Origin of the sequence: Streptomyces sp. NPDC090025 (assembly GCF_044748125.1) — a bacterium.
In the GTDB taxonomy this organism is placed as follows: domain Bacteria; phylum Actinomycetota; class Actinomycetes; order Streptomycetales; family Streptomycetaceae; genus Streptomyces.
The window spans coordinates 340,108-360,968 of sequence record NZ_JBIVFL010000004.1 but is presented as its reverse complement, the minus strand read 5'-3'; the positions used below and the strand labels follow the sequence as shown (position 1 = coordinate 360,968).

The 20,861-nt window shown below is 71.5% G+C and carries 19 protein-coding genes and 1 tRNA gene; 9 read left to right on the top strand and 11 right to left on the bottom strand.

Annotated features, from left to right (window positions below):
* Positions 1-17: 17 nt before the first annotated feature.
* The 3 genes from ACIPXM_RS14200 to ACIPXM_RS14190 form a co-directional block, all read right to left on the bottom strand.
* Positions 18-548, bottom strand: a complete 531-nt coding sequence (locus tag ACIPXM_RS14200; protein WP_401655123.1) for an NUDIX domain-containing protein — start codon at positions 546-548, stop codon at positions 18-20.
* Between the two features lie 140 nt (positions 549-688).
* Positions 689-1,453 (bottom strand): glucose 1-dehydrogenase, encoded by a 765-nt coding sequence (locus ACIPXM_RS14195; RefSeq protein ID WP_401655220.1) that lies wholly within the window; start codon positions 1,451-1,453, stop codon positions 689-691.
* A gap of 72 nt (positions 1,454-1,525) precedes the next feature.
* Positions 1,526-2,158 carry a TetR/AcrR family transcriptional regulator gene (locus ACIPXM_RS14190; RefSeq protein ID WP_401655122.1) on the bottom strand — a complete coding sequence of 211 codons (633 nt, stop codon included), beginning with the start codon at positions 2,156-2,158 and terminating at the stop codon, positions 1,526-1,528.
* Between the two features lie 103 nt (positions 2,159-2,261).
* Here ACIPXM_RS14190 and ACIPXM_RS14185 point away from each other — a divergent pair, with 103 nt between their 5' ends.
* Positions 2,262-3,929: an FAD-binding dehydrogenase gene (locus tag ACIPXM_RS14185; protein ID WP_401655121.1), complete on the top strand. Its 1,668-nt coding sequence runs from the start codon at positions 2,262-2,264 to the stop codon at positions 3,927-3,929.
* Positions 3,930-4,076: 147 nt separating this feature from the next.
* Here the strand turns inward: ACIPXM_RS14185 and ACIPXM_RS14180 are convergent, their stop codons facing one another.
* Positions 4,077-5,474 carry a gluconate:H+ symporter gene (locus ACIPXM_RS14180; RefSeq protein WP_401655120.1) on the bottom strand — a complete coding sequence of 466 codons (1,398 nt, stop codon included), beginning with the start codon at positions 5,472-5,474 and terminating at the stop codon, positions 4,077-4,079.
* Positions 5,475-5,694: 220 nt separating this feature from the next.
* Complete coding sequence (locus ACIPXM_RS14175) at positions 5,695-6,249, bottom strand: gluconokinase (protein ID WP_401655119.1); 555 nt, start codon at positions 6,247-6,249, stop codon at positions 5,695-5,697.
* A gap of 224 nt (positions 6,250-6,473) precedes the next feature.
* On the opposite strand from ACIPXM_RS14175, the gene ACIPXM_RS14170 reads away from it, so the two are divergent.
* From ACIPXM_RS14170 to ACIPXM_RS14155, 4 genes are all read left to right on the top strand, one after another.
* On the top strand, positions 6,474-7,175 hold the full coding sequence (locus tag ACIPXM_RS14170; protein ID WP_401655118.1) for a FadR/GntR family transcriptional regulator: 702 nt from the start codon (positions 6,474-6,476) through the stop codon (positions 7,173-7,175).
* A 255-nt stretch (positions 7,176-7,430) separates the two neighbouring features.
* Complete coding sequence (locus ACIPXM_RS14165) at positions 7,431-8,927, top strand: amino acid permease (protein ID WP_401655117.1); 1,497 nt, start codon at positions 7,431-7,433, stop codon at positions 8,925-8,927.
* 116 nt (positions 8,928-9,043) lie between these two features.
* Positions 9,044-10,129 (top strand): S-(hydroxymethyl)mycothiol dehydrogenase, encoded by a 1,086-nt coding sequence (locus ACIPXM_RS14160; protein WP_401655116.1) that lies wholly within the window; start codon positions 9,044-9,046, stop codon positions 10,127-10,129.
* Positions 10,129-10,758 carry an MBL fold metallo-hydrolase gene (locus tag ACIPXM_RS14155; RefSeq protein ID WP_401655115.1) on the top strand — a complete coding sequence of 210 codons (630 nt, stop codon included), beginning with the start codon at positions 10,129-10,131 and terminating at the stop codon, positions 10,756-10,758. The genes ACIPXM_RS14160 and ACIPXM_RS14155 overlap by 1 nt, the downstream gene beginning before the upstream one ends.
* Here ACIPXM_RS14155 and ACIPXM_RS14150 read toward each other — a convergent pair.
* The 5 genes from ACIPXM_RS14150 to ACIPXM_RS14130 form a co-directional block, all read right to left on the bottom strand.
* Entirely contained in the window at positions 10,742-11,665 is a 924-nt protein-coding gene (locus ACIPXM_RS14150; protein ID WP_401655114.1) for an RluA family pseudouridine synthase, read from the bottom strand. The genes ACIPXM_RS14155 and ACIPXM_RS14150 overlap by 17 nt on opposite strands.
* 48 nt (positions 11,666-11,713) lie before the next feature.
* The gene (locus ACIPXM_RS14145; protein ID WP_401655113.1) at positions 11,714-12,724 is read right to left on the bottom strand and encodes an aminoglycoside phosphotransferase family protein; all 1,011 of its coding nucleotides are present in this window, start codon (positions 12,722-12,724) and stop codon (positions 11,714-11,716) included.
* The gene (locus ACIPXM_RS14140) at positions 12,712-13,719 is read right to left on the bottom strand and encodes a phosphotransferase family protein (RefSeq protein WP_401655112.1); all 1,008 of its coding nucleotides are present in this window, start codon (positions 13,717-13,719) and stop codon (positions 12,712-12,714) included. The genes ACIPXM_RS14145 and ACIPXM_RS14140 overlap by 13 nt, the downstream gene beginning before the upstream one ends.
* On the bottom strand, positions 13,716-16,238 hold the full coding sequence (locus ACIPXM_RS14135) for a hypothetical protein (protein WP_401655111.1): 2,523 nt from the start codon (positions 16,236-16,238) through the stop codon (positions 13,716-13,718). Before ACIPXM_RS14135 ends, ACIPXM_RS14140 begins: the two co-directional genes overlap by 4 nt.
* 208 nt (positions 16,239-16,446) lie before the next feature.
* Positions 16,447-16,534 (bottom strand) — tRNA-Leu (locus ACIPXM_RS14130).
* 215 nt (positions 16,535-16,749) lie between these two features.
* Between ACIPXM_RS14130 and ACIPXM_RS14125 the strand changes: the two genes are divergently transcribed.
* The 3 genes from ACIPXM_RS14125 to ACIPXM_RS14115 all read left to right on the top strand — a co-directional run bounded on the left by ACIPXM_RS14125 (position 16,750) and on the right by ACIPXM_RS14115 (position 19,854).
* The gene (locus ACIPXM_RS14125) at positions 16,750-18,075 is read left to right on the top strand and encodes a M20/M25/M40 family metallo-hydrolase (RefSeq protein WP_401655110.1); all 1,326 of its coding nucleotides are present in this window, start codon (positions 16,750-16,752) and stop codon (positions 18,073-18,075) included.
* Between the two features lie 151 nt (positions 18,076-18,226).
* Complete coding sequence (gene chpH / locus ACIPXM_RS14120; RefSeq protein ID WP_401655108.1) at positions 18,227-18,460, top strand: chaplin ChpH; 234 nt, start codon at positions 18,227-18,229, stop codon at positions 18,458-18,460.
* Positions 18,461-18,579: 119 nt separating this feature from the next.
* The gene (locus ACIPXM_RS14115) at positions 18,580-19,854 is read left to right on the top strand and encodes a chaplin (RefSeq protein ID WP_401655107.1); all 1,275 of its coding nucleotides are present in this window, start codon (positions 18,580-18,582) and stop codon (positions 19,852-19,854) included.
* Between the two features lie 64 nt (positions 19,855-19,918).
* On the opposite strand, the gene ACIPXM_RS14110 is transcribed toward ACIPXM_RS14115, so the two are convergent.
* Positions 19,919-20,107, bottom strand: coding sequence for a DUF5703 family protein (locus ACIPXM_RS14110; RefSeq protein ID WP_125749393.1), 189 nt, complete (start codon positions 20,105-20,107; stop codon positions 19,919-19,921).
* Positions 20,108-20,154: 47 nt separating this feature from the next.
* On the opposite strand from ACIPXM_RS14110, the gene ACIPXM_RS14105 reads away from it, so the two are divergent.
* Positions 20,155-20,784, top strand: coding sequence for a hypothetical protein (locus tag ACIPXM_RS14105; protein WP_401655106.1), 630 nt, complete (start codon positions 20,155-20,157; stop codon positions 20,782-20,784).
* Positions 20,785-20,861: the final 77 nt, after the last annotated feature.

The following is a 20,861-nucleotide window of genomic DNA, read 5'->3' as shown; positions in this document are numbered from 1 at the left end:
CCCACCGCCGCCCGCGCTCAGCCGCCGCCCGCCCGGTGCGCGCGCAGCCGCTCGTACGCCGCGAGCCCGTCCGGCACCCACGCCCACTCGGCCAGCCGGGCCGTCAGCTCCGCCTCCGGCAGGAAGGCGTGCCAGGCCACCTCCTCGACCTGCGGCCGCACCGACAGTTCGCAGCGCACCTCGTAGACGGCCGACCACCACTTCCCGGCGACGCCCTCGGAGTCGTACAGGAACTTCAGTACGGGCACCGGCGCGGGCAGTCCTGACACGCCCAGTTCCTCCTCGGCCTCGCGCAGCGCGGCGGCGTCGTACGACTCGCCCGCGCCGACGACCCCGCCGACGAACATGTCGTACATCGAGGGGAAGACCAGCTTGGTCGGGGTGCGCCGGTGCACGAAGATCCGGTCCTGGGCGTCCCGCACCTGGATGAAGGTGCAGCGATGGATCAGGCCCCGCGCGTACACCTCACCGCGCGGGGCCTGTCCGGTCACCCGGTCGTGCTCGTCGACGACGTCGAGTACCTCGTCGGAGGGGTTGGCAGCGCTCATGCCGCCATGAAAGCACCGCGGGCGAGGCCGCGGGCCCACCGGCCCATGACGTACCCGACCGTCAACCGGCCGTCACACCCGACACCCGACGGCCGACACCCGACGGCCGACACCCGACGGTCGACGCTCGACGTGCGTCCTCACTGACCCATGACGTACTTGACCGTCGGTCCGGTGGTCCAGCCGCCGTCCACCGCGAGCTCCGCGCCGGTCACGTACGAGGCGGCGTCGGAGAGCAGGAAGACGACCGCGCCCGCGATCTCGGGCGCCTCGCCGACCCGGCCCATCGGGGTGTTGGGGTACATCCCCTCGCCCTTCTGGATGCCGACGGAGGCGGTCATCGGGGTGTACGTCATGCCCGGGTGCACCGAGTTCACGCGGATCCGGGAGGTGCCCAGCTCCACCGCGCCGATCTTGGTGAGGCCGCGCACGCCCCACTTGGAGGCGCCGTAACCGGCGGTCAGCGCCAGGCCCATCAGACCGGCGGCCGAGGAGATGTTGACGATGGAGCCGCCGCCCGCCTCCTTCATGGCCGGTATGGCGGCCTTCATGCCGATGAAGACACCGGTCAGGTTGATGTCGAGGACCTTGCGGAAGTGCTCGACGGACTCGGTCTCGAGGAGGGCGCCGGTGGAGATGCCCGCGTTGTTGACCAGGCCGTGCAGCGCGCCGAACTCGGCGACGGCGTACTCGACGGCCGCCGCCCAGTCCGCCTCGGAGGTCACGTCGTGGTGCAGGAAGCGGGCGCGGTCGCCCAGCTCGGCGGCGGTGGCCTTGCCGTCCTCGTCGAGGACGTCGGTGATCACCACGTTGGCACCGGCGGCCACGGCGGTACGGGCGGCCTCGGCGCCCAGACCGCGGGCGCCGCCGGTGATGAGCACGGTCTTGCCGGTGAGGTCGCACAGGCCGTTCGGGGTGTGCTGCTCGGTCATGAAGGGTCCCTTCGGAGCCGGACCGGTGGGTCCGGGGTGATGTGTTCAGACGCTCCGGGGCTGTGCGGCCCGGAGCAGCGCGGTGGTGGTCCCGGCCAGATCGGCGAGGAACAGCGGCTCGGCGGTGAGCGGTGGCGCGGCGCCGTCCAGGTACTGCCGGGCCCGGTCCGCGAGCGCCGCGCCGACGACCGTCAGGGCCAGGTCGAGGCGCTCCAGACGCAGCGGCTCGGGCAGCCCGGCCGCGGCCAGACAGTCTTCGAGGCGTTCGATCAGCCGCCAGTAGGCGGTCCCGGCGAGCGTCGGGTGCGGGGTGCGGGTGCGGACCCCGCTCTCGTGGCTGAGCTGCGCGGAGATCCGCAGACAGCGCCGCCCGCGGTCGTCGCCCAGCTCGCTCGCCTCGGCCGTGACCAGGGCCGTGACCAGGGCGTGGGTGTCGTCGGGCGCGGCGGCGAGCAGCGGTGCGAGCACCCGCTCGGTGCGCCCCTGACGGCCGGCCATGACGGCGTCGAGCAGTCCGGTGCGGGAGCCGAAGTGGTACTGCACGGCCGAGGGATTGCTCTGTCCGGCGAGGGCCACGACGTCCCGCAGCTGGGCGCCGTCGACGCCCTGGGCGGCGAAGACCTGCTCCGCCGCGCGGATCAGTTTGTCCCGGGTCTCGGGCCCTGACGTCCTTGCCATGGGACCCATATTAATGCTCGACATTAGAAAACGGGAGGGGGTGGGCGGATCACACGGCCGCCGAACCGTTGACTCGATACATCGGTGTATCCAAGATGCGGTCATGCCTCATGAGTCCTACGACGCCGATGTGATCGTCATCGGGGCCGGCCTCGCCGGTCTCGTCGCCACCGCCGAGCTGGTCGACGCCGGCCGCTCGGTGATCCTGCTCGACCAGGAACCCGAGCAGTCGATCGGCGGCCAGGCCCACTGGTCCTTCGGCGGCCTCTTCCTCGTCGACTCGCCCGAACAGCGCCGGATGCGGATCCGCGACAGCCATGAACTCGCCCTCCAGGACTGGCTGGGCACGGCCGGCTTCGACCGCCCCGAGGAGGACACCTGGGCGCGGAGATGGGCCGAGGCGTACGTGGACTTCGCCGCCGGGGAGAAGCGCGCCTGGCTGCACGAGCGGGGCATCCGCTTCTTCCCGGTGGTCGGCTGGGCCGAGCGCGGCGGCTACGACGCCAACGGCCACGGCAACTCCGTGCCCCGCTTCCACATCACCTGGGGCACCGGGCCCGGACTCGTCGCCCCCTTCGAACACCGGGTCCGCGACGGCGTCGCCCGCGGCCTGGTCCGGTTCCGCTTCCGGCACCGGGTGACCGGCCTCGCCCGTACCGCGGGCGCCGTCGACACCGTCACCGGCGAGGTCCTCGCCCGCTCCGACGCCCCGCGCGGCACGGCCAGCGGCCGCGAGGCCGTCGACACCTTCTCGTACCGCGCCCAGGCCGTCATCGTCACCACCGGCGGCATCGGCGGCAACCACGACCTGGTCCGCAAGCAGTGGCCCGACCGGCTCGGCACCCCGCCCGCCAAGCTGCTCTCCGGCGTCCCGGCGCACGTCGACGGCCTGATGCTCGGCATCGCCGAGGACGCGGGCGCGCACCACGTCAACCGCGACCGGATGTGGCACTACACCGAGGGCATCGAGAACTGGAACCCCATCTGGGCCCGCCACGGCATCCGGATCCTGCCCGGCCCGTCCTCGCTCTGGCTCGACGCGACCGGCAAGCGGCTCCCCGTACCCCTGTTCCCGGGCTTCGACACCCTCGGCACCCTCGAACACATCATGGGCACCGGCCATGACCACACCTGGTTCGTGCTCGACCAGAAGATCATCGGCAAGGAGTTCGCGCTCTCCGGCTCCGAGCAGAACCCCGACCTCACCGGCAAGTCGATCCGTGACGTCATCGGCCGCGCCCGCGCCGACGTGCCCGCGCCGGTCAAGGCGTTCATGGACAAGGGCGCCGACTTCGTCGTCGAGCGCGACCTGGCCGCCCTGGTCCGCGGCATGAACCGGATCACCGGCGAGGACCTGATCGACGAGGCCGCGCTGCGCCGCGAGATCACCGCCCGCGACCGGGAGATCACCAACCCGTTCACCAAGGACCTCCAGGTGACGGCGATCCGCGGGGCCCGCCGCTACCTCGGCGACAAGCTCATCCGTACGGCGCCCCCGCACCGCATCCTCGACCCGAAGGCCGGGCCGCTGATCGCCGTCCGCCTCAACATCCTCACCCGCAAGTCGCTCGGCGGCCTGCAGACCGACCTGTCCTCCCGGGTCCTCACCGCCTCCGGCGAACCGCTGCCGGGCGTCTACGCGGCGGGCGAGGCGGCGGGCTTCGGTGGCGGCGGCGTCCACGGCTACCGCTCCCTGGAGGGCACCTTCCTCGGCGGCTGCATCTTCTCCGGCCGCGCGGCGGGGCGGGCGGCGGCGGAGGCGGTGGGGTAGCCGGTACCCGTCCCTTCCTGTCCCGGGTACGAGTCCTGGAACAGGAAGGGACGGGTACGACAGTGGCCCGGACGTCTCGGCCGACGTCCGGGCCACTGTCGCGCGACTGCCGACGCCCGCTCTATGAAGCGCGCTCTATGACGCGCGCTATATGACGAGCGACAGCAGCAGCACGAACACGATGCCGACCACCGAGATGATCGTCTCCATCACCGACCAGGTCTTGATGGTCTGTCCGACGTCCATCCCGAAGTACTCCTTCACCAGCCAGAACCCGGCGTCGTTCACATGGCTGAAGAAGAGCGAGCCCGCGCCGATGGCGAGGACGAGCAGCGACACCTCGCCGGTCGACATGCCCTCGGCGAGCGGGGCGACCAGACCGGCGGCGGAGATGGTGGCGACGGTCGCCGAGCCGGTCGCGAGCCGGATCGCGACCGCGATCAGCCAGGCCAGCAGCAGCGCCGGGATCGACCAGTTCTTGGAGAAGTCCAGGATCATCTGGCCGACGCCGATGTCGATGAGGGTCTGCTTGAAGCCGCCGCCCGCGCCGACGATCATCAGCACGCCCGCGATCGGGGCGAGCGACTTCTCGACGGTGGAGGACAGCCGCTCCTTGGTGAACCCGGCGGCGCGGCCGAGCGTGAACAGGCCGACGAGGACGGCCGCGAGGAGCGCGATCAGCGGCGAGCCGATGACGTCGGTGACCTTCTGGACGCCGTTGGACGGGTCGTCGACGACGATGTCGACGAGCGCCTTGACCAGCATCAGGACCACCGGGAGCAGCACGGTCGCCACGGTCGCGCCGAAGCCGGGCCGCTTCTGAAGGTCCTCGGACGGGCGGGCCGGGATCATGTTGTCGGGGGCCGGGATGTCCACCCAGCGGGCGGCCCAGCGGGCGAACAGCGGACCGGCGATGATCACGGTCGGGATCGCCACGACCAGGCCGAGGGCGAGGGTGATGCCCAGGTTGGCGCCGACCGCGTCGATCGCGACCAGCGGGCCGGGGTGCGGCGGGATCAGACCGTGCATCACGGAGAGACCGGCGAGCGCCGGAATGCCGATCCGCATCAGCGAGTAGTTGCCGCGCTTGGCGACGAGCAGCACCACCGGGATCAGCAGCACGATGCCGACCTCGAAGAACAGCGGCAGGCCGATCACGGACGCGATCAGCACCATCGCCCACGGCATGACCCGGCCGGACGCCCTAGCCAGGATCGTGTCGACGATCTGGTCGGCGCCGCCGGAGTCGGCGAGCAGCTTGCCCAGGATCGCGCCGAGCGCGATGAGCACGCCCACCCCGGCGACGGTGCTGCCGAGGCCCGCGGTGAAGGACTTGATGGCGTCCCCGAGCGGCGCCCCGGCGAACGCGCCGAGCGCGAGCGACCCGATGGTCAGGGCGAGGAAGGCGTGCAGCTTGAACTTGGTGATGAGCAGGACGATGACGGCGATACCGGCGAGCACGGCGATGCCGAGCTGGGCGTTGCCCGCCGAGGTGATCGGTTCGGCGGCGTCCGCTGCCAGGATCTCGACGCTGAGACTGGTCACGGTGGGTCCCTAGGGGGTTCGGGGGGCGGGGGAGTGCGGAGTCCGGAGTGCGGGGGTACGGACTACGGGGGTACGGGGTTCTGCTGAGGGCCCGGTGGGGTTACGGGGTTCTGCGGGGGTACGGGGTTTCCGGCTCCGGGTTCCGCGACCGGCTCCGGGTTCCGCGACCGGTGCCGGGCGCGGGGGCCCGGGCGCGGGGGCCCGGGCGCGGGGGCCCGGGTCAGGTTCCGGCGGGGGCGTCCGGGAGGGCGCGCAGCGCGGTCACCGCGCGGGCGGCGATCTCCTCGGGGGTGCCGGAGACGTCGACGGCGACCCCGGCCTCGTCCGCCGCGAGCGGCTGGAGGGTGGCGAACTGGGAGTCGAGCAGCGCGGTCGGCATGAAGTGCCCCTTGCGGGCCGCCATCCGGCGCTCGATCAGCTCCCGGTCGCCGGTCAGGTGCAGGAACACCACCCCGGGCGCGGCCGCGCGCAGCCGGTCCCGGTAGACCCGCTTCAGCGCGGAGCTGCTCACCACCCCGCCGCGCCCGGCCCGGCCGTGCGCCCAGCCGCCGATGGCGTCGAGCCACGGCTCGCGGTCGCCGTCGTCCAGCGGCACACCGGCCGACATCTTGGCCACGTTGGCCGCCGGGTGGAAGTCGTCGCCCTCCGCGTAGGGGAGTCCGAGCGTGTCGGCCACCAGCGGGCCGATCGTCGTCTTGCCGGTCCCGGCGACGCCCATCACGACGACGACCGGCGGGCCGCCGGCCGCCGGGGCGGGGTGGGGGGTGGTGCTCATGGGGGGTGCCTCGCTGTCTTCGTCGACATCGATCCTTCGGCCTCATGAAACCCATTGAGTACGACGTATTCAAGAGGGTGTGATCTAAAAGTCATACTTTTAAGGTTCGGGGTCGGGGTCCTGTGCGGGGTCCTGTGAGCTCGGGCCCGGCCCCGCTCGGCCTGGCCCGGGTCCCGTGCCCGCGGCGGTGCGCCACCGGGCCCGTCCCGCATAGGCTGACCGTCATGACGACACCGGCCCAGGGGCTCCATCCGCAGGTCCTGACCTCCCTGGGTCTCGCGATCACCGCGGGGGAGTACCCGCCCGGCAGCGTGCTCCGCTCCGACGAGCTGGCCGAGCGTTTCGACGTCTCGCGGACCGTGGTCCGCGAGGTGGTGCGGGTCCTGGAGTCCATGCACCTGGTCGAGTCGCGGCGCCGGGTCGGCGTCATCGTGCTGCCCACCGAGCGCTGGAACGTGTACGACCCCGAGGTCATCCGCTGGCGACTGGCGGGCGCCGACCGGCCGCGCCAGCTGCGCTCGCTCACCGTCCTGCGCTCCGCGGTCGAGCCGGTCGCGGCCGGGCTCGCCGCGCTCCACGCGACCCCCGAGCAGTGCCGGGAACTGACCGAGCAGGCGCTCGGCATGGTCGCCACCTCGCGGGGCCGCCAGCTCGACGCGTACCTCGTGCACGACATCGCCTTCCACCGGGTGGTGCTCAACGCCTCGGGCAACGAGATGTTCGCCCGGCTCGGCGACGTCGTCGCCGAGGTGCTCAGCGGCCGCACCCGCCACCAGGTGATGTTCGAGGACCCCGACCCGGCCGCCGTCACCCTGCACGTCCAGGTCGCCGAGGCGGTACGGGAGCGGGACGCGGCGCGCGCCGAGGAGCTGACCCGGCAGATCGCGGTCGGCGCCCTCAAGGAACTGGACGTCCTCGCGCCGTAGGCCGGACGTCCTCGCGTCGCGGCCGGACGCTCTCGCGCCGCAAATGCCCGGTTCGTTCACCTCTGTTCGGTGTGGGATTCATGAGCCGGTAATCTCGGAACCTCTGAAGTACCTCAAATCCGGGCGATCAGTGACATCGGCCACAGTCAGCGAGCGCCCCGTGCGGTGAGATGTGCGCTGGCCGTGCCGGAAAGCCCCACAAGGGCACGGCCGGGTACCGCACCGAAACCTCCCCTCACGAAGGCGAACAACTCCATGAGTGACCGCAGCACTGCGGCCGACCCGCTGTCCGCCACCTCGGCGGCACCCGGCACCGGCAGCTCCGCGACGACCTCCCCCCACGTCGACGCGGGCGACGCCGGCTACCGCAAGGACCTCAAGTCCCGGCACATCAACATGATCGCCATCGGCGGCGCCATCGGCACCGGCCTCTTCCTCGGCGCCGGCGGCCGGATGGCCAACGCGGGTCCCTCGCTCTTCATCGCGTACGCGGTCTGCGGCGTCTTCGCCTTCTTCGTCGTCCGCGCCCTCGGTGAGCTGGTGCTCTACCGCCCCTCCTCCGGCGCCTTCGTGTCCTACGCCCGTGAGTTCATGGGCGAGAAGGGCGCCTACACGGCCGGCTGGCTCTACTTCCTCAACTGGTCGACCACCGCCGTCGCCGACATCACCGCCGCCGCGACCTACGCCCACTTCTGGGCCATGTTCAGCGACGTCCCGCAGTGGATCCTGGCGCTCATCGCGCTCGCGGTCGTGCTCGCCGCCAACCTCATCTCGGTGAAGTACTTCGGCGAGATGGAGTTCTGGTTCGCGATCGTCAAGGTGGCCGCCCTGGTCGCCTTCATGCTCGTCGGCATCTTCCTCGTGGTCACCTCGCACGAGGTCGGCGGCCACACCCCCGGCTTCTCCAACATCGCCGACAACGGCGGCATCTTCCCCAACGGCGCCATGCCGATGCTGCTGCTGATCCAGGGCGTCGTCTTCGCGTACGCCTCCGTCGAGCTGTGCGGCGTCGCCGCCGGTGAGACCGAGAACCCCGAGAAGATCATGCCGCGCGCGATCAACTCGATCATGTGGCGCGTCGGCCTGTTCTACGTCGGCTCCGTCGTGCTGCTCGCGCTGATCCTCCCGTACACCGCCTACTCCGGTGACCAGAGCCCGTTCGTCACCGTCTTCGACAAGCTCGGCATCCCCGGCGCCGCGGGCGTGATGAACCTGGTGGTGCTCACCGCAGCGCTGTCCAGCCTGAACTCCGGCCTGTACTCCACCGGCCGCATCCTGCGCTCGATGTCACTGGCCGGATCCGCGCCCAAGTTCACCGGTGTGATGAACAAGGGCGGCGTGCCCTACGGCGGCATCCTGCTCACCGCGGGCTTCGGCGTCGCGGGCGTCTTCCTCAACTTCGTGATGCCGGAGGACGCGTTCGAACTGGTCCTCAACTTCGCCTCCATCGGCATCATCGGCACCTGGGCGATGATCATGGTCTGCTCGCTGCTGTTCTGGCGCCGCGCCCAGGAGGGCAAGCTCGCCCGCCCCTCGTACCAGCTGCCCTGGGCCCCGTACACCCAGATCGTCACCCTGGTGTTCCTCGCCTCGGTGCTCGTCCTGATGTGGATGGACGGCGGCGTCGGCCGCACCACCGTCGCCTGCCTGCCGCTCATCGGCGCGGCGCTGGTCGGCGGCTGGTTCCTGGTCCGCGGCCGGGTCCGCGCCACCAAGGACGCCCAGGAGGCCAAGGACGCCCAGCGCGGCTGATTCCGCCGAAGCGGTACGCGAGACCCCCGCAGGCACGAACTGCGGGGGTCTCGCGTTGGGCCAGGTGAGAGTGGTAGGCAAGATCACCGGACACGCCACGGAGAAGGGAAGCCGCGATGCCGCAGCAGGTCCAGGGGGTCATCGCCCCCGGCAGGAACGAACCCGTACGGATCGAGACGATCGTGATCCCCGATCCGGGTCCGGGGGAGGCCGTGGTGAAGATCCAGGCGTGCGGGGTCTGCCACACCGACCTCCACTACAAGCAGGGCGCGATCAACGACGACTTCCCCTTCCTGCTCGGCCACGAGGCCGCCGGGATCGTCGAGTCCGTCGGCCCCGACGTCACCGACGTCGCCCCCGGCGACTTCGTCGTCCTCAACTGGCGCGCCGTCTGCGGCCGCTGCCGGGCCTGCCTGCGCGGCCGTCCCTGGTACTGCTTCGACACCCACAACGCCACCCAGCGGATGACCCTCACCGACGGCCGGGAACTCTCCCCGGCCCTCGGCATCGGCGCCTTCGCCGAGAAGACCCTGGTCGCCGCGGGCCAGTGCACCAAGGTCGACCCGGCCGTCGCCCCCGAGGTCGCGGGCCTGCTCGGCTGCGGCGTGATGGCGGGCATCGGCGCCGCCCTCAACACCGGCCAGGTCGGCCGCGGCGACAGCGTCGCCGTGATCGGCTGCGGCGGCGTCGGCGACGCGGCGATCGTCGGCGCCCGGCTCGCCGGAGCCGCCCGGATCATCGCCGTCGACATCGACCCGCGGAAACTCGCCAAGGCCCGCGAGATGGGCGCCACCCACACCGTCGACTCCACCGCCGGAGACCCGGTCGAGGCCATTCGCGCGCTCACCGACGGCTTCGGCGTCGACGTCGTCATCGAGGCCGTCGGCCGCCCCGAGACCTACCAGCAGGCGTTCTACGCCCGCGACCTGGCGGGCACCGTCGTCCTGGTCGGCGTGCCCACCCCCGAGATGCGGCTCGAACTCCCGCTGCTCGACGTCTTCGGCCGTGGCGGCGCGCTCAAGTCCTCCTGGTACGGCGACTGCCTGCCGTCCCGCGACTTCCCGATGCTCATCGACCTGCACCAGCAGGGCCGCATCGACCTCGGCGCGTTCGTCACCGAGACCATCGCGCTCGACGAGGTCGAGAAGGCGTTCGCCCGGATGCACGAGGGCGACGTGCTGCGTTCGGTGGTGGTGTTCTGATGACCGCCCGCATCGACCACCTGGTCACCTCCGGCACCTTCAGCCTCGACGGCGGCACCTGGGACGTCGACAACAACGTCTGGATCATCGGCGACGACACCGAGGCCCTGGTCGTCGACGCCGCCCACGACGCCGACGCGATCCTCGCCGCCCTCGACGGCCGCGCCCTGCGCGCCATCGTCTGCACCCACGCCCACGACGACCACATCGACGCCGCCCCGGCCCTCGCCGCCGCCACCGGCGCCCGGATCCTGCTCCACCCGGCCGACCAGCCGCTGTGGAAACTCACCCACCCCGACCACACCCCCGACGGGGAACTCGCCGACGGCCAGGTCCTCACCATCGCCGGGACCGACCTGCACGTCCTGCACACCCCGGGACACGCGCCGGGAGCCGTCAGCCTGTACGCCCCCGACCTGGGCACCGTCTTCACCGGCGACACCCTCTTCCAGGGCGGGCCCGGCGCCACCGGACGGTCCTTCTCGGACTTCCCGACCATCGTCGGCTCGATCCGCGACCGGCTGCTCACCCTGCCGCCGGACACCGTCGTCCGCACCGGCCACGGCCCGACCACCACCATCGGCGCCGAGGCCCCGCACCTTCAGGACTGGCTCAGCCGAGGCCACTGAGCGCGCGGCGGCTCTCGAACCGCCGCACCCCGCCCGTGAACGGGTCGGTGAACTCCAGCGTCCGCGCCAGCAGTTGCAGCGGCCGCCCGAAGTCCTCCGGCCCGTCCTCACGCACCACGGGGAACAGCGGATCGTGCAGGATCGGCAGCCCGAGCGCGGCCATGTGCACCCGCAGCTGATGCGTCCGCCCGGTCTCCGGCACCAGCCGGTACCGGCCGAGCCCACCGCGCCGCTCCAGAAGCTCGATCCGGCTCTCGCTGTTCGGCTCGCCCGGCACCTCCCGGGCGGCCAGCTCACCGCGCTCCTTCTCGATCCGGCTGCGCCGCGTCACCGGCAGCGCCACCTCCGGCCGGTACGGGGCGACCGCCTCGTACTCCTTGCGCACCCGCCGCTCCCCGAACAGGCTCTGGTACGCCCCCCGGTCGTCGGCCCGCACCACGAACAGCACGAGCCCCGCCGTCAGCCGGTCCAGCCGGTGCGCGGGCTGCAACTCCGGCAGCCCCAGCTCCCGCCGCAGCCGCGCCACCGCGGTCTCCGTCACATGCCGCCCGCGCGGCATCGTCGCCAGGAAGTGCGGCTTGTCCGCCACCACCACCCGCTCGTCCCGGAACACCACCCCGACCTCGAACGGCACCCGCTCCTCGGCCGGGAACTCCCGGTGGAACCACACATACCGCCCGGCCTCGTACGGCTCGTCCCACCCCACGGCCCGCCCGTCCACCCCGACGAACCGCCCGCCCCGCACCATCTCCTCCACCCGAGCACCCCCGACGGCCCCGGCATACCGCCCCACCAGATACTCCCGCACGGTCCCGCCCCCACCCCCTTCGGGCAACCGCACCCGCACGGCATCGACCCCGTCCCGCTGCGGCAGGGGCGAAGCGGGGGCCTTGACTCGTCGTCTCACCGGACCACCGTAACCACCCGGGCACTGCGGACCGGTACGGCGGGCGACCTACGCCGTCCCCAGTCGGCGCAGCGCCGTGGCCACGATCTCCTCGGCCTCGGGAGGCTCCCCGCCGCCCCAGTGCCGCCCACCCAGCCGGAGCTTGTCGCGCAGCTCCACCGCGAGGCGCAGCCGCTCCTCGCCGGTCGCCGGGGCCTGGGAGATCCGCCGCCCCCATCGCACCGTGTCCACCACCGCCGACTTCATCTGCTCGTAGTCCCGGTAGTACGCGGCCGCCGCCTCCAGCCCGGACCGGCAATCGGCCGGTGCCACCCGCTCCCAGCCCGCCTCGACCCGCTCCCGGTCCGCCGCCGGATACCCCGTCTTGTGCAGGTGGTCGGCCAGGTCGTAGACCGGATCACCCCACAGGGCCAGCTCCCAGTCGAGGAAGACGACCTCGCCGCCCTGGTCGAGGATCATGTTCTGCCGGTGGATGTCGCCGTGCAGCAGCCGGAACGGCCGCGGGGTCAGCTCGTGGACCGCCCGTCCGGCAAGTTCGGAACACGGGTCTGCGGGCACGCCCAGATCGCTGTACAGCCCTTCCAGCACGCCCGCCGCCCGCCCCCTGATCTCCCGCACCCCGTCGAGCAGAAGCAGCGCGAAGGCCACCGTGTCCCCGTCGGCCGGCCAGTCGGCGGGCGTCGGCGGCAGCGCCTCCGACGGGATCCGCAGCAACTCGGCGAAGAGCCGCTCGACACCCTCCACCACCCCGTCCGGCACCGGCGATCCGGCATCCGGAGCCAGGTCGTGGACCAGCCGCCCCTCGATGAACTCGTGGATCTGGAACGGTGGATCCGACTGGACGTGCAACAGCCGCGGGGCACGCGAGACATGCCCCCGGATCGCCTCGAGCACGGCGGGTTCGGGCCAGAGCGTGAGGTCCATGGCCTCGTTCCCGGGGCCGGCGGTCCGCACGAGAACCGGGCCGGTGTCCGTGTCGACCCGAACGTTCTGATGGTAGAAACCGGCCAGCGCCCCCTCGTCGGCACGGGCTTTCTCGTACAGGGCTAGGGCGTCCATGGCCTGCTTCCTCCCCACGGGGCGAGGGTCCGGGCGACCCCAGCCTGAGTCATGTCCGGCGGCGCGCCCCAGACGGCCCGGGCCACGTTCAGCTTGCGGGCCAGCCGACCGGTCAGGAAGGCGTGCGTGGCCGTGTCGGCGTCGGCGAGCTGCTTCGAGTAGCGGACGGTGTCGACGATCGCCGACTTCACGCGCTCGTGCGCGAGATAGAGCTCGAGGTCGGCCGCCGGTCCCACGGTGCAGGCGCTCGGCAGGCGCTCCCGCCACTGTCGCAGGACCTCTGCCCGCTGATCCTCCGGGTAGTCCATCTTGTGGAAGTGGATCGCCAGTTCGTAGAGCGGGTCGCCCCACAGCGCCAGCTCCCAGTCCAGGAACCACGTCAGGCCCTCGGACACGATCATGTTCTTGCGGTGCAGATCCGAGTGCAGCACCACGAACGGCCGGGAGCGCAGGGTGTCCCACCGAGCCATGACCACCGCGAGCGGATCGGCAGGGATGCCGAACTCTGCGAACACCGCCGCGTACTCGTCCCGATGGGCGTCGTACACCTGCTGCGTGAGCGCCGCCAGCACCCGCCCGAAACCCGCGCCGTCACCGGACTCGGGCCAGCCGGCGGGCAGATCGGGCGCCTTCTCCCGGGGGATGCGGACCAGCTGCTCCATCAAGGTCACGACGTCACCCATGACATGGGCCGGGACGGCGCTGCCCCGCGGGGAGAAGCCGTCGAGCACACGGCCCTCGACGAAGTGGTGCACCTGGAAGCGCGGCCGGTGCGACACATGGCGCAGCCCGGGTGCCTGGGCGACGTACGGGGCGATGCAGGCCAACACGTCCTCCTCCCGCCACACTCGCACGTCCATGGTGTCCGCCGCCTCCAGTGGAATGCGGACGTTGACCTTCCCCTCGCCCGTGTCCATCCCGACGTTCCGGTTGTAGTAACCGGCCGCGGACTCGCCCGCGCCCAGCGCCCGCTCGTACAGGGCCTGCCAGTTCATGCGTTCTCCTCGAGGAACATCGACACGACGGCTTCCGTCCGTCCCAGCAGGTCGGCCGTCGAACCGAGCGGTCGTACGGCCGGACCGGCCCGCTCGGCCAGCGCCGCCAACTCGTCGCCGTCGAGCCCGAGCCTGCACGCGGCACCGTGGATCGCCAGGATGAGCGACGGGTACACCGCGCACACCTCGAACTCGCGCGCGGCGTGCAGCAACAGGTCACCGGCCGCGCCGCGCTCGCCCTGCCGGTACAGCAGGAACGCCCGGAACATGTCCGCGCGGGCGCGTCCCGAGCGGTACCCGGCCCGGTCGAGCGCCTCGTTGGCGCTGAGGAACGAGGTGGCCGCCCGCTCGTACTGCCCGAGCCGGGTCTGGGCCATCGCCATCGCCGTGAACGCTTTGCCGATCTCGTGCTGCGCACCCAGATCCCGCTGGACCTCCAGGGCCGCGGTCGCCGCCGGAACCGCGGCGCCCGGGTCGGTGAACGCGTACAGCTCGGCATGGTTCGTCAGCACGTTGGCCAGCCCGATGACGGACGGCACCGACCGGTACTCGGCCTCCGCCTCGGCGAGCAGCCGGGCCGCGCTGTCGAAGTCCATCAGGAACCGGTGTCCGAGATGCATCAGCCGCTTCAGATCACCCCGAGTCGCCGCGTCGTCCGGCGCGCAGATGGCGTGCACCTCCTCGGCCAGCGCGAACGAACTGCGGAAGTCGCCCTGCCACATCCGGATGTCCGCCACGCAGAAACCGGCCGCCGCCCGCGCCGCACCGTCGTGCTCCTCCCACACCCGCTGGAAGATCGCCGAGGCCACGGTCGACTCACCCGCGATACGCCGGGCATTCGCACCGGCCAGCGCGAGCCTGGCAGACACCAGCGAGCGCACCGGACGGTCCCGCAGCGGAGTCAGCTCGATCGCCCCACCCGCGTCCCCGCGGTCCAGCAGCCCCTCCGCCTCCAGACAGTTCGCCGCGTCCCGCAGGGCCTCACGGCGCGGGTGCTCAACGGCACCGGCCACGCCCCGGTCCTGGGCACCGGACACAGAGAGGTGGTCACGCAGATCCTTGACGATGCCGTCCACGGCCTGCCTGCCGCTGAGGACGACCGCACGGTCCGCGTACCGCTGGATCTGCTCCGCAGTGACGTCCTCCGCGTGCAGCCCGTGGAAGGCCGCCTCCCGCAGCGGTGACAGGCGTGCCCGCCCCGGGCCACGACCCGGATCCCGCTCCATCCGGTCTGCCAGCTCCTCCCAGTGCCGCCGCAGGGCCCCGTGCACATGCCGCTGGGCCGCGGGGGAGAGGTGCCGCCGCAGGGCTCCGATCATCAGCTGGTGCAGCCGGAACCACCCCTCCGGCAGCGGATAGGCGAACGAGTAGGCGGTGAGTGACTCCCACATCAGCAGATTGGCCGGGAGGTCGAACTCCCGGCCGACCGCCCGGAACACGCCGAAGTCGAACGTCCGGGCCACACTCAGCAGCTCCAGGATCCGCACCTCGTCCGCCGAGACATGCTGCAGGAACCGCTGCACGATCTCCTCCGCCGTCCCGGTCTGCTCGGGACGGGCGGCGTTCTGCAGATGGGTGTCGACCGCCAGGTGCAGATAGAAGGGGACCCCTTCGCTCGCCTCGGCGATCGACCGCTGCCGGGGGATCTCGGTGATGCCCGCCTGCGTGAGGAGGTCGAGCCGAGCGGCCATGGGCAGCCCGTCGAGCTCCGAACGGCGGATCACCGTCGCCCACTCCGGGTCGTACGCCGCCCACCGGAGCGGCTCACGGCTCGCCACCACCGCGAGTCCCCCGTGCAGCTGGCCGAGGAGATCGCGCAACCAGGCGTCGGACCCATAGCTGCGGCCGCCGGGCAGCGGGGTCGGCACGAGCGCCTCGTGCGCGTCGACATAGACGACGTACGGGCGCTCCGCCGCCGAGGACCGCAGCTCCTCGGCGAACAGATACGAGACGGCGTGCCCCAGGTCCGCGTTGCCGAGACTGTCCAGCTCCTGGAGGGTGGGATCGCTCTCGATGCGAAGCCGCCGCTTCCTGTTCTTGATCGCGCGCCCCGTGAGCCGCACCAGACCCGCGGCCGTGCCGAACACCGGCACGCCCATCGCGTCGTCGAGGATGCTGGACAGGATGTCGCTCTCCTCGGCGAACGGAGTGGTCCTCGGATTCAGCTGCAGCTGGGGGTGGACCCGCTGCCACAGCACCGCGTACGCGATGTCGAACCGGTCGAACTGGACCCCCTGCGCGCCGAACTCCATGCGCAGCACCGCGAGCGCGTCCTCCTGCTGCCGCATCGTCGGCAACTGAAGATCCAGGCGAGCCGTGCGGTGCGTGTCCGGCGTCCGGTCTCGTAACTCCTGGAGCAAGCGGGACTTGTCGATCCCGCCCACCCCGACGACATTCAGGATCCGGGGCCGGTCGGCAAGGGCCCGCAGCTCCTCCTCGTAGTCCGCGAGAATCCCCTCGCGATTGAAGAACTGGCGCTGAAGTGCGGAAACCCTCCGGTACCGCGGCCTGATGGGCATGGTGACCTCCCCCGTGTCGGCGTCCACATGCGAGGGGCAGGCTAGCCCTGTCCCCGAACCGCTGAAAGGCTGCCCGAGCACGATCCGGACATGCCGTCGCCGACCCCGAGAACACCCCCGGAGAACCCTGAAAGATCCCCGGGGAGACGGACGGGGGGAAGTAGGGGATACGCGAAAAGGCCCCACATTTCTGTGGGGCCTTTTCGGCTGGTGTCCGAGGGGGGACTTGAACCCCCACGCCCGATAAAGGGCACTAGCACCTCAAGCTAGCGCGTCTGCCATTCCGCCACCCGGACGAGGTGTTTTGCGTCGGTTTAGGCCGTTCGGCCCTTCCGACGAGGAAAACCATAGCAAACATCTGAGGTGGTCGATCACCACCCTGGTCACAGGGGTACCGGCGGGTGCGGGGTGGGGTGTGGCGGGGGAGCCGCTCTTGGGTGGAGCGGTGGGGCGCGCGAGGATGGGGGTGATCAGACGGAAGCACGTGGGGCACGTAGTGGGAGGAAGCAGCGTGAGCGAGTCGAACACCGGCCGGGCCGTGACCGGCGAGGACGAGGTCGTCGACCTGTGCCGGGACCTCATCCGTATCGACACCAGCAACTACGGCGACCACTCCGGCCCCGGTGAGCGCAAGGCGGCCGAGTACGTCGCCGAGAAGCTCGCCGAGGTCGGGCTCGAGCCGCAGATCATCGAGTCGCACCAGGGGCGGGCCTCCACCGTGGCCCGGATCGAGGGCGAGGACCCCTCGCGGCCGGCCCTGCTCATCCACGGCCACACCGACGTCGTCCCCGCCAACGCCGAGGACTGGACCCACCACCCGTTCTCCGGCGAGATCGCCGACGGCTGCGTCTGGGGCCGCGGCGCCGTCGACATGAAGGACATGGACGCGATGACCCTCGCGGTCGTCCGCGACCGGCTGCGCAGCGGCCGCAAGCCGCCCCGCGACATCGTGCTCGCCTTCCTCGCCGACGAGGAGGCCGGCGGCACCTACGGCGCCCGGCACCTGGTCGACAAGCACCCCGACCTGTTCGAGGGCGTCACCGAGGCCATCGGCGAGGTCGGCGGCTTCTCCTTCACCGTCAACGAGAACCTGCGCCTCTACCTGGTCGAGACCGCGCAGAAGGGCATGCACTGGATGCGCCTCACGGTCGAGGGCACCGCGGGCCACGGCTCCATGACCAACAACGACAACGCCATCACCGAACTCTGCGAGGCCGTCGGCCGCCTCGGTCGCCACCAGTGGCCGGTGCGCGTCACCAAGACCGTACGGTCCTTCCTCGACGAGCTGTCCGACGCCCTCGGCACCCCGCTCGACCCCGAGGACATGGACGCCACCCTCGCCAAGCTCGGCGGCATCGCCAAGATGATCGGCGCCACCCTCCGTAACTCCGCCGCCCCGACCATGCTCGGCGCCGGGTACAAGGTCAACGTCATCCCCGGCCAGGCCACCGCCCACGTCGACGGACGCTTCCTGCCCGGCTACGAGCAGGAGTTCCTCGCCGACCTCGACCGCATCCTCGGCCCCCGCGTCAAGCGCGAGGACGTGCACGGCGACAAGGCACTGGAGACCAGCTTCGACGGCTCTCTCGTCGACGCCATGCAGCTGGCCCTGCGCGCCGAGGACCCGATCGCCCGCGCCGTGCCGTACATGCTCTCCGGCGGCACCGACGCCAAGTCCTTCGACGACCTCGGCATCCGCTGCTTCGGCTTCGCGCCGCTCCAGCTCCCGCCCGAGCTCGACTTCGCCGGGATGTTCCACGGCGTCGACGAGCGCGTCCCCGTCGACGGCCTCAAGTTCGGCGTCCGCGTCCTCGACCGCTTCATCGACGCCAGCTGAACGCGCCCCGGCGCACCCGCCCTGATTCGGGCGGGTGTGCGTAGGGCACCGGAAAGAGTGAATGACCCTGGGGGCTCGTAGCCCCCCTGATCCCCCCTCGTTACAGGTGTGCGGTCCGCGGCTGGGACCGCATTGCCTACAAGGAGGAATAATGATCAAGAAGGTCGTCGCTGCTGCGGCTGCCACTGGCGGTCTCGTTCTCGCGGGTGCGGGCATGGCCGTTGCCGACTCGGGTGCCCAGGGTGCCGCCATCGGTTCCCCCGGCGTGCTCTCGGGCAACGTCGTCCAGGTCCCGATCCACGTCCCGGTGAACGTGTGCGGCAACACGGTCTCCGTGATCGGGCTGCTGAACCCGTCCTTCGGCAACACCTGCGTCAACGCCTGACGTTCCGCGTCGACCCCATGAGGGTCTGAGCTGAGCCAAGTCCGGCCCCGGAGTGCGTGCCATGCACTCCGGGGCCGGTGTTGATTTCGTCACGAGCCGAGAAGTCAGGTAATCGAGCAATGCGACAGGTCACCAGCATCACCCGCAAGAGCATCGTCACCGTCGCCGCGGCGGGTGGCGTGATCGCCCTCGGCGGCGGCTACGCCCAGGCGGCCACCGGCGCGGCCGCCACCGCCGCCGACTCCCCGGGCGTCGCCTCGGGCAACAACGTCCAACTCCCGGTGCACGCCCCCGTGAACGTCTGCGGCAACACGGTCTCCGTGATCGGCCTCCTCAACCCCGCCTTCGGCAACAACTGCGCCAACCACGGGGGTTCGTCGGCCGAGCCCTCCGGCCACACCGGTCACGTCGGTCATGCCGGTCACCACGGCAGTTACGTCGACCACGGTGGATTCCAGGGGTACGAGGGGTACCAGGGCTACGGGGGGTATGGCGGATACGGCGGTCAGGGAGGGTACGGGGGGTACGGAGGTTACGGAGGTGGTTACGGTGACGAGGGCGGCTACGGCTCCTCCACCGGCGGCCACACCGCCGGGTCTCCCGGCATCGCCTCCGGCAACCATGTGACGGTCCCCGTCGAGGCCCCCGTCGAACTGTGCGGCAACAGCGTCAACGGCATCGGTATCGGCAACGCCGTCAGCCAGAACGACTGCGGTCACGGCGTCGGCCAGACCCACCCGGAGCACCCGGGCCAGCCGTGCTCCCCCGGACACCACGGACACCCGGGGTACGGTGAGCAGCCCGGGTACGGGGAGACGCCTGGCTACGGGGAGACGCCGGGCCAGCCCGAGCACCCCGGTCCGGGGAACGAGGGCGAGCACCCGGAGCACCCAGAGCATCCCGGTACGCCGGAGACGCCCGGGACTCCCGGAACCCCTGGCACTCCTGAGACCCCTGGAACCCCCGGTACGCCGGGCACCCCTGGGACTCCCGAGACCCCTGGGACGCCGGAGACTCCCGGTACGCCCGAGACGCCTGGGACCCCGGGCACCCCCGGTACGCCGGAAACGCCTGGTACTCCCGAGACGCCGGGCACCCCGGGTACGCCTGGAACCCCGGGAACCCCCGGTACGCCTGGTACCCCCGGTACGCCTGGTACCCCCGGCACTCCGGGTACGCCCGGTACTCCGGGTACGCCCGGTACTCCGGGTACGCCCGGTACTCCTGGGACCCCCGGTACCCCCATCACCCCGCACAGCCCCACCACCCCGCACACCCCCGCCCCCCAGCTCGCGCACACCGGCTCCGAGCCCCTCGGGATGGCCGTTCCCGCGGCGGCCGGGATGGTGCTCGCCGGGTCGGTGATCTACCGGCGGGCGCGGCGCTCCAACTAGTTCCGGCGGCTGCGCCACGATGACGAAGGGGCCCCGCGCTGCGGGGCCCCTCTTGTGTGCTCGCTCACCAGGTGGCGCGGATCTGACGGATGATGCGGCGGCGCAGGCGCACCCGGCGGCTGCCGTCCCGGTGCAGGCTCAGGCGGTCCAACTCCCAGTGTCCGTACTCGGCATGGTCGGTCAGAAGCCGCGTCGCCTCCTTGCGGGAGACCCCTCGCGGCACGTACACGTCGACAAATTCGTATTCCGGCATCGCATCTATTGTGCGGCCAAGGCCCTGGTACGGATAGCGTCTGTCCTATGTCTGATGCTGCGCAGCCCACCGCTGCCGAGGTACGCGCCGCCGCCGAGGCGGTCAAAGCCGCACTGGACCGTCACCTCGCGGCGGTCGAAGGCCGCACCGGGGAGGACGACCCGGGTGTCTACGAGGCATTCAACGCGCTCGCCGCGGCCGCCGAGGCGTACGACGAGGCCCTCTACGACCGGTACGACGAGGTCACGCCCTTCGAGATCCCCGGCGCCGACGACTCACTGCCGCCCTACGCGGGCCCGGAGGAGCCGCACGCGCTCAGCGTGCTGATCCGCCGGGACTACGCCGTGGTGGAGCCGCAGCGTCTGATCGCGCAGGCCCGGCGGGTCGCCGAGTTCGACCGGGACGAGGGGGCGGGCACCGCCCACGAGGCGCTCGGTGTGCTCTTCGGTGAGTTCGAACCTGACGAAATCGCGTCCCGGCACAAGGATTTCGGTCTTGAGGAAGGGGACTCCACCCTCTGGGTCGAGGCCGCCGAGGAACTGCCCGAGCCGGGGGAGTGGCTGAACTCGCCCTTCGACCAGGCCGATCCGGAGCGGATCGTCTGCCGTTTCGACATCAGTGCCGTCTTCGACGACGAGGCGGACGAGGACCTGGAGGACCAGGTCCGTCAGGGCTGACGCACGCCACAACGGCGCCCTCCCGTCCGGAACGACCGGTGGGAGGGCGCCGTTTCGCGATTCCGGGCTTCCGTGGG

What these genes read in the sequence shown, in the direction of transcription:
- ACIPXM_RS14200 (WP_401655123.1), bottom strand. Translation starts at nt 548, where the DNA reads ATGAGCGCTGCCAACCCCTCCGACGAGGTACTCGACGTCGTCGACGAG.
- ACIPXM_RS14190 (WP_401655122.1), bottom strand. Translation starts at nt 2,158, where the DNA reads ATGGCAAGGACGTCAGGGCCCGAGACCCGGGACAAACTGATCCGCGCG.
- ACIPXM_RS14185 (WP_401655121.1), top strand. Translation starts at nt 2,262, where the DNA reads ATGCCTCATGAGTCCTACGACGCCGATGTGATCGTCATCGGGGCCGGC.
- ACIPXM_RS14175 (WP_401655119.1), bottom strand. Translation starts at nt 6,249, where the DNA reads ATGAGCACCACCCCCCACCCCGCCCCGGCGGCCGGCGGCCCGCCGGTC.
- ACIPXM_RS14170 (WP_401655118.1), top strand. Translation starts at nt 6,474, where the DNA reads ATGACGACACCGGCCCAGGGGCTCCATCCGCAGGTCCTGACCTCCCTG.
- ACIPXM_RS14165 (WP_401655117.1), top strand. Translation starts at nt 7,431, where the DNA reads ATGAGTGACCGCAGCACTGCGGCCGACCCGCTGTCCGCCACCTCGGCG.
- ACIPXM_RS14160 (WP_401655116.1), top strand. Translation starts at nt 9,044, where the DNA reads ATGCCGCAGCAGGTCCAGGGGGTCATCGCCCCCGGCAGGAACGAACCC.
- ACIPXM_RS14155 (WP_401655115.1), top strand. Translation starts at nt 10,129, where the DNA reads ATGACCGCCCGCATCGACCACCTGGTCACCTCCGGCACCTTCAGCCTC.
- ACIPXM_RS14145 (WP_401655113.1), bottom strand. Translation starts at nt 12,724, where the DNA reads ATGGACGCCCTAGCCCTGTACGAGAAAGCCCGTGCCGACGAGGGGGCG.
- ACIPXM_RS14140 (WP_401655112.1), bottom strand. Translation starts at nt 13,719, where the DNA reads ATGAACTGGCAGGCCCTGTACGAGCGGGCGCTGGGCGCGGGCGAGTCC.
- ACIPXM_RS14135 (WP_401655111.1), bottom strand. Translation starts at nt 16,238, where the DNA reads ATGCCCATCAGGCCGCGGTACCGGAGGGTTTCCGCACTTCAGCGCCAG.
- chpH (WP_401655108.1), top strand. Translation starts at nt 18,227, where the DNA reads ATGATCAAGAAGGTCGTCGCTGCTGCGGCTGCCACTGGCGGTCTCGTT.
- ACIPXM_RS14115 (WP_401655107.1), top strand. Translation starts at nt 18,580, where the DNA reads ATGCGACAGGTCACCAGCATCACCCGCAAGAGCATCGTCACCGTCGCC.
- ACIPXM_RS14110 (WP_125749393.1), bottom strand. Translation starts at nt 20,107, where the DNA reads ATGCCGGAATACGAATTTGTCGACGTGTACGTGCCGCGAGGGGTCTCC.
- ACIPXM_RS14105 (WP_401655106.1), top strand. Translation starts at nt 20,155, where the DNA reads ATGTCTGATGCTGCGCAGCCCACCGCTGCCGAGGTACGCGCCGCCGCC.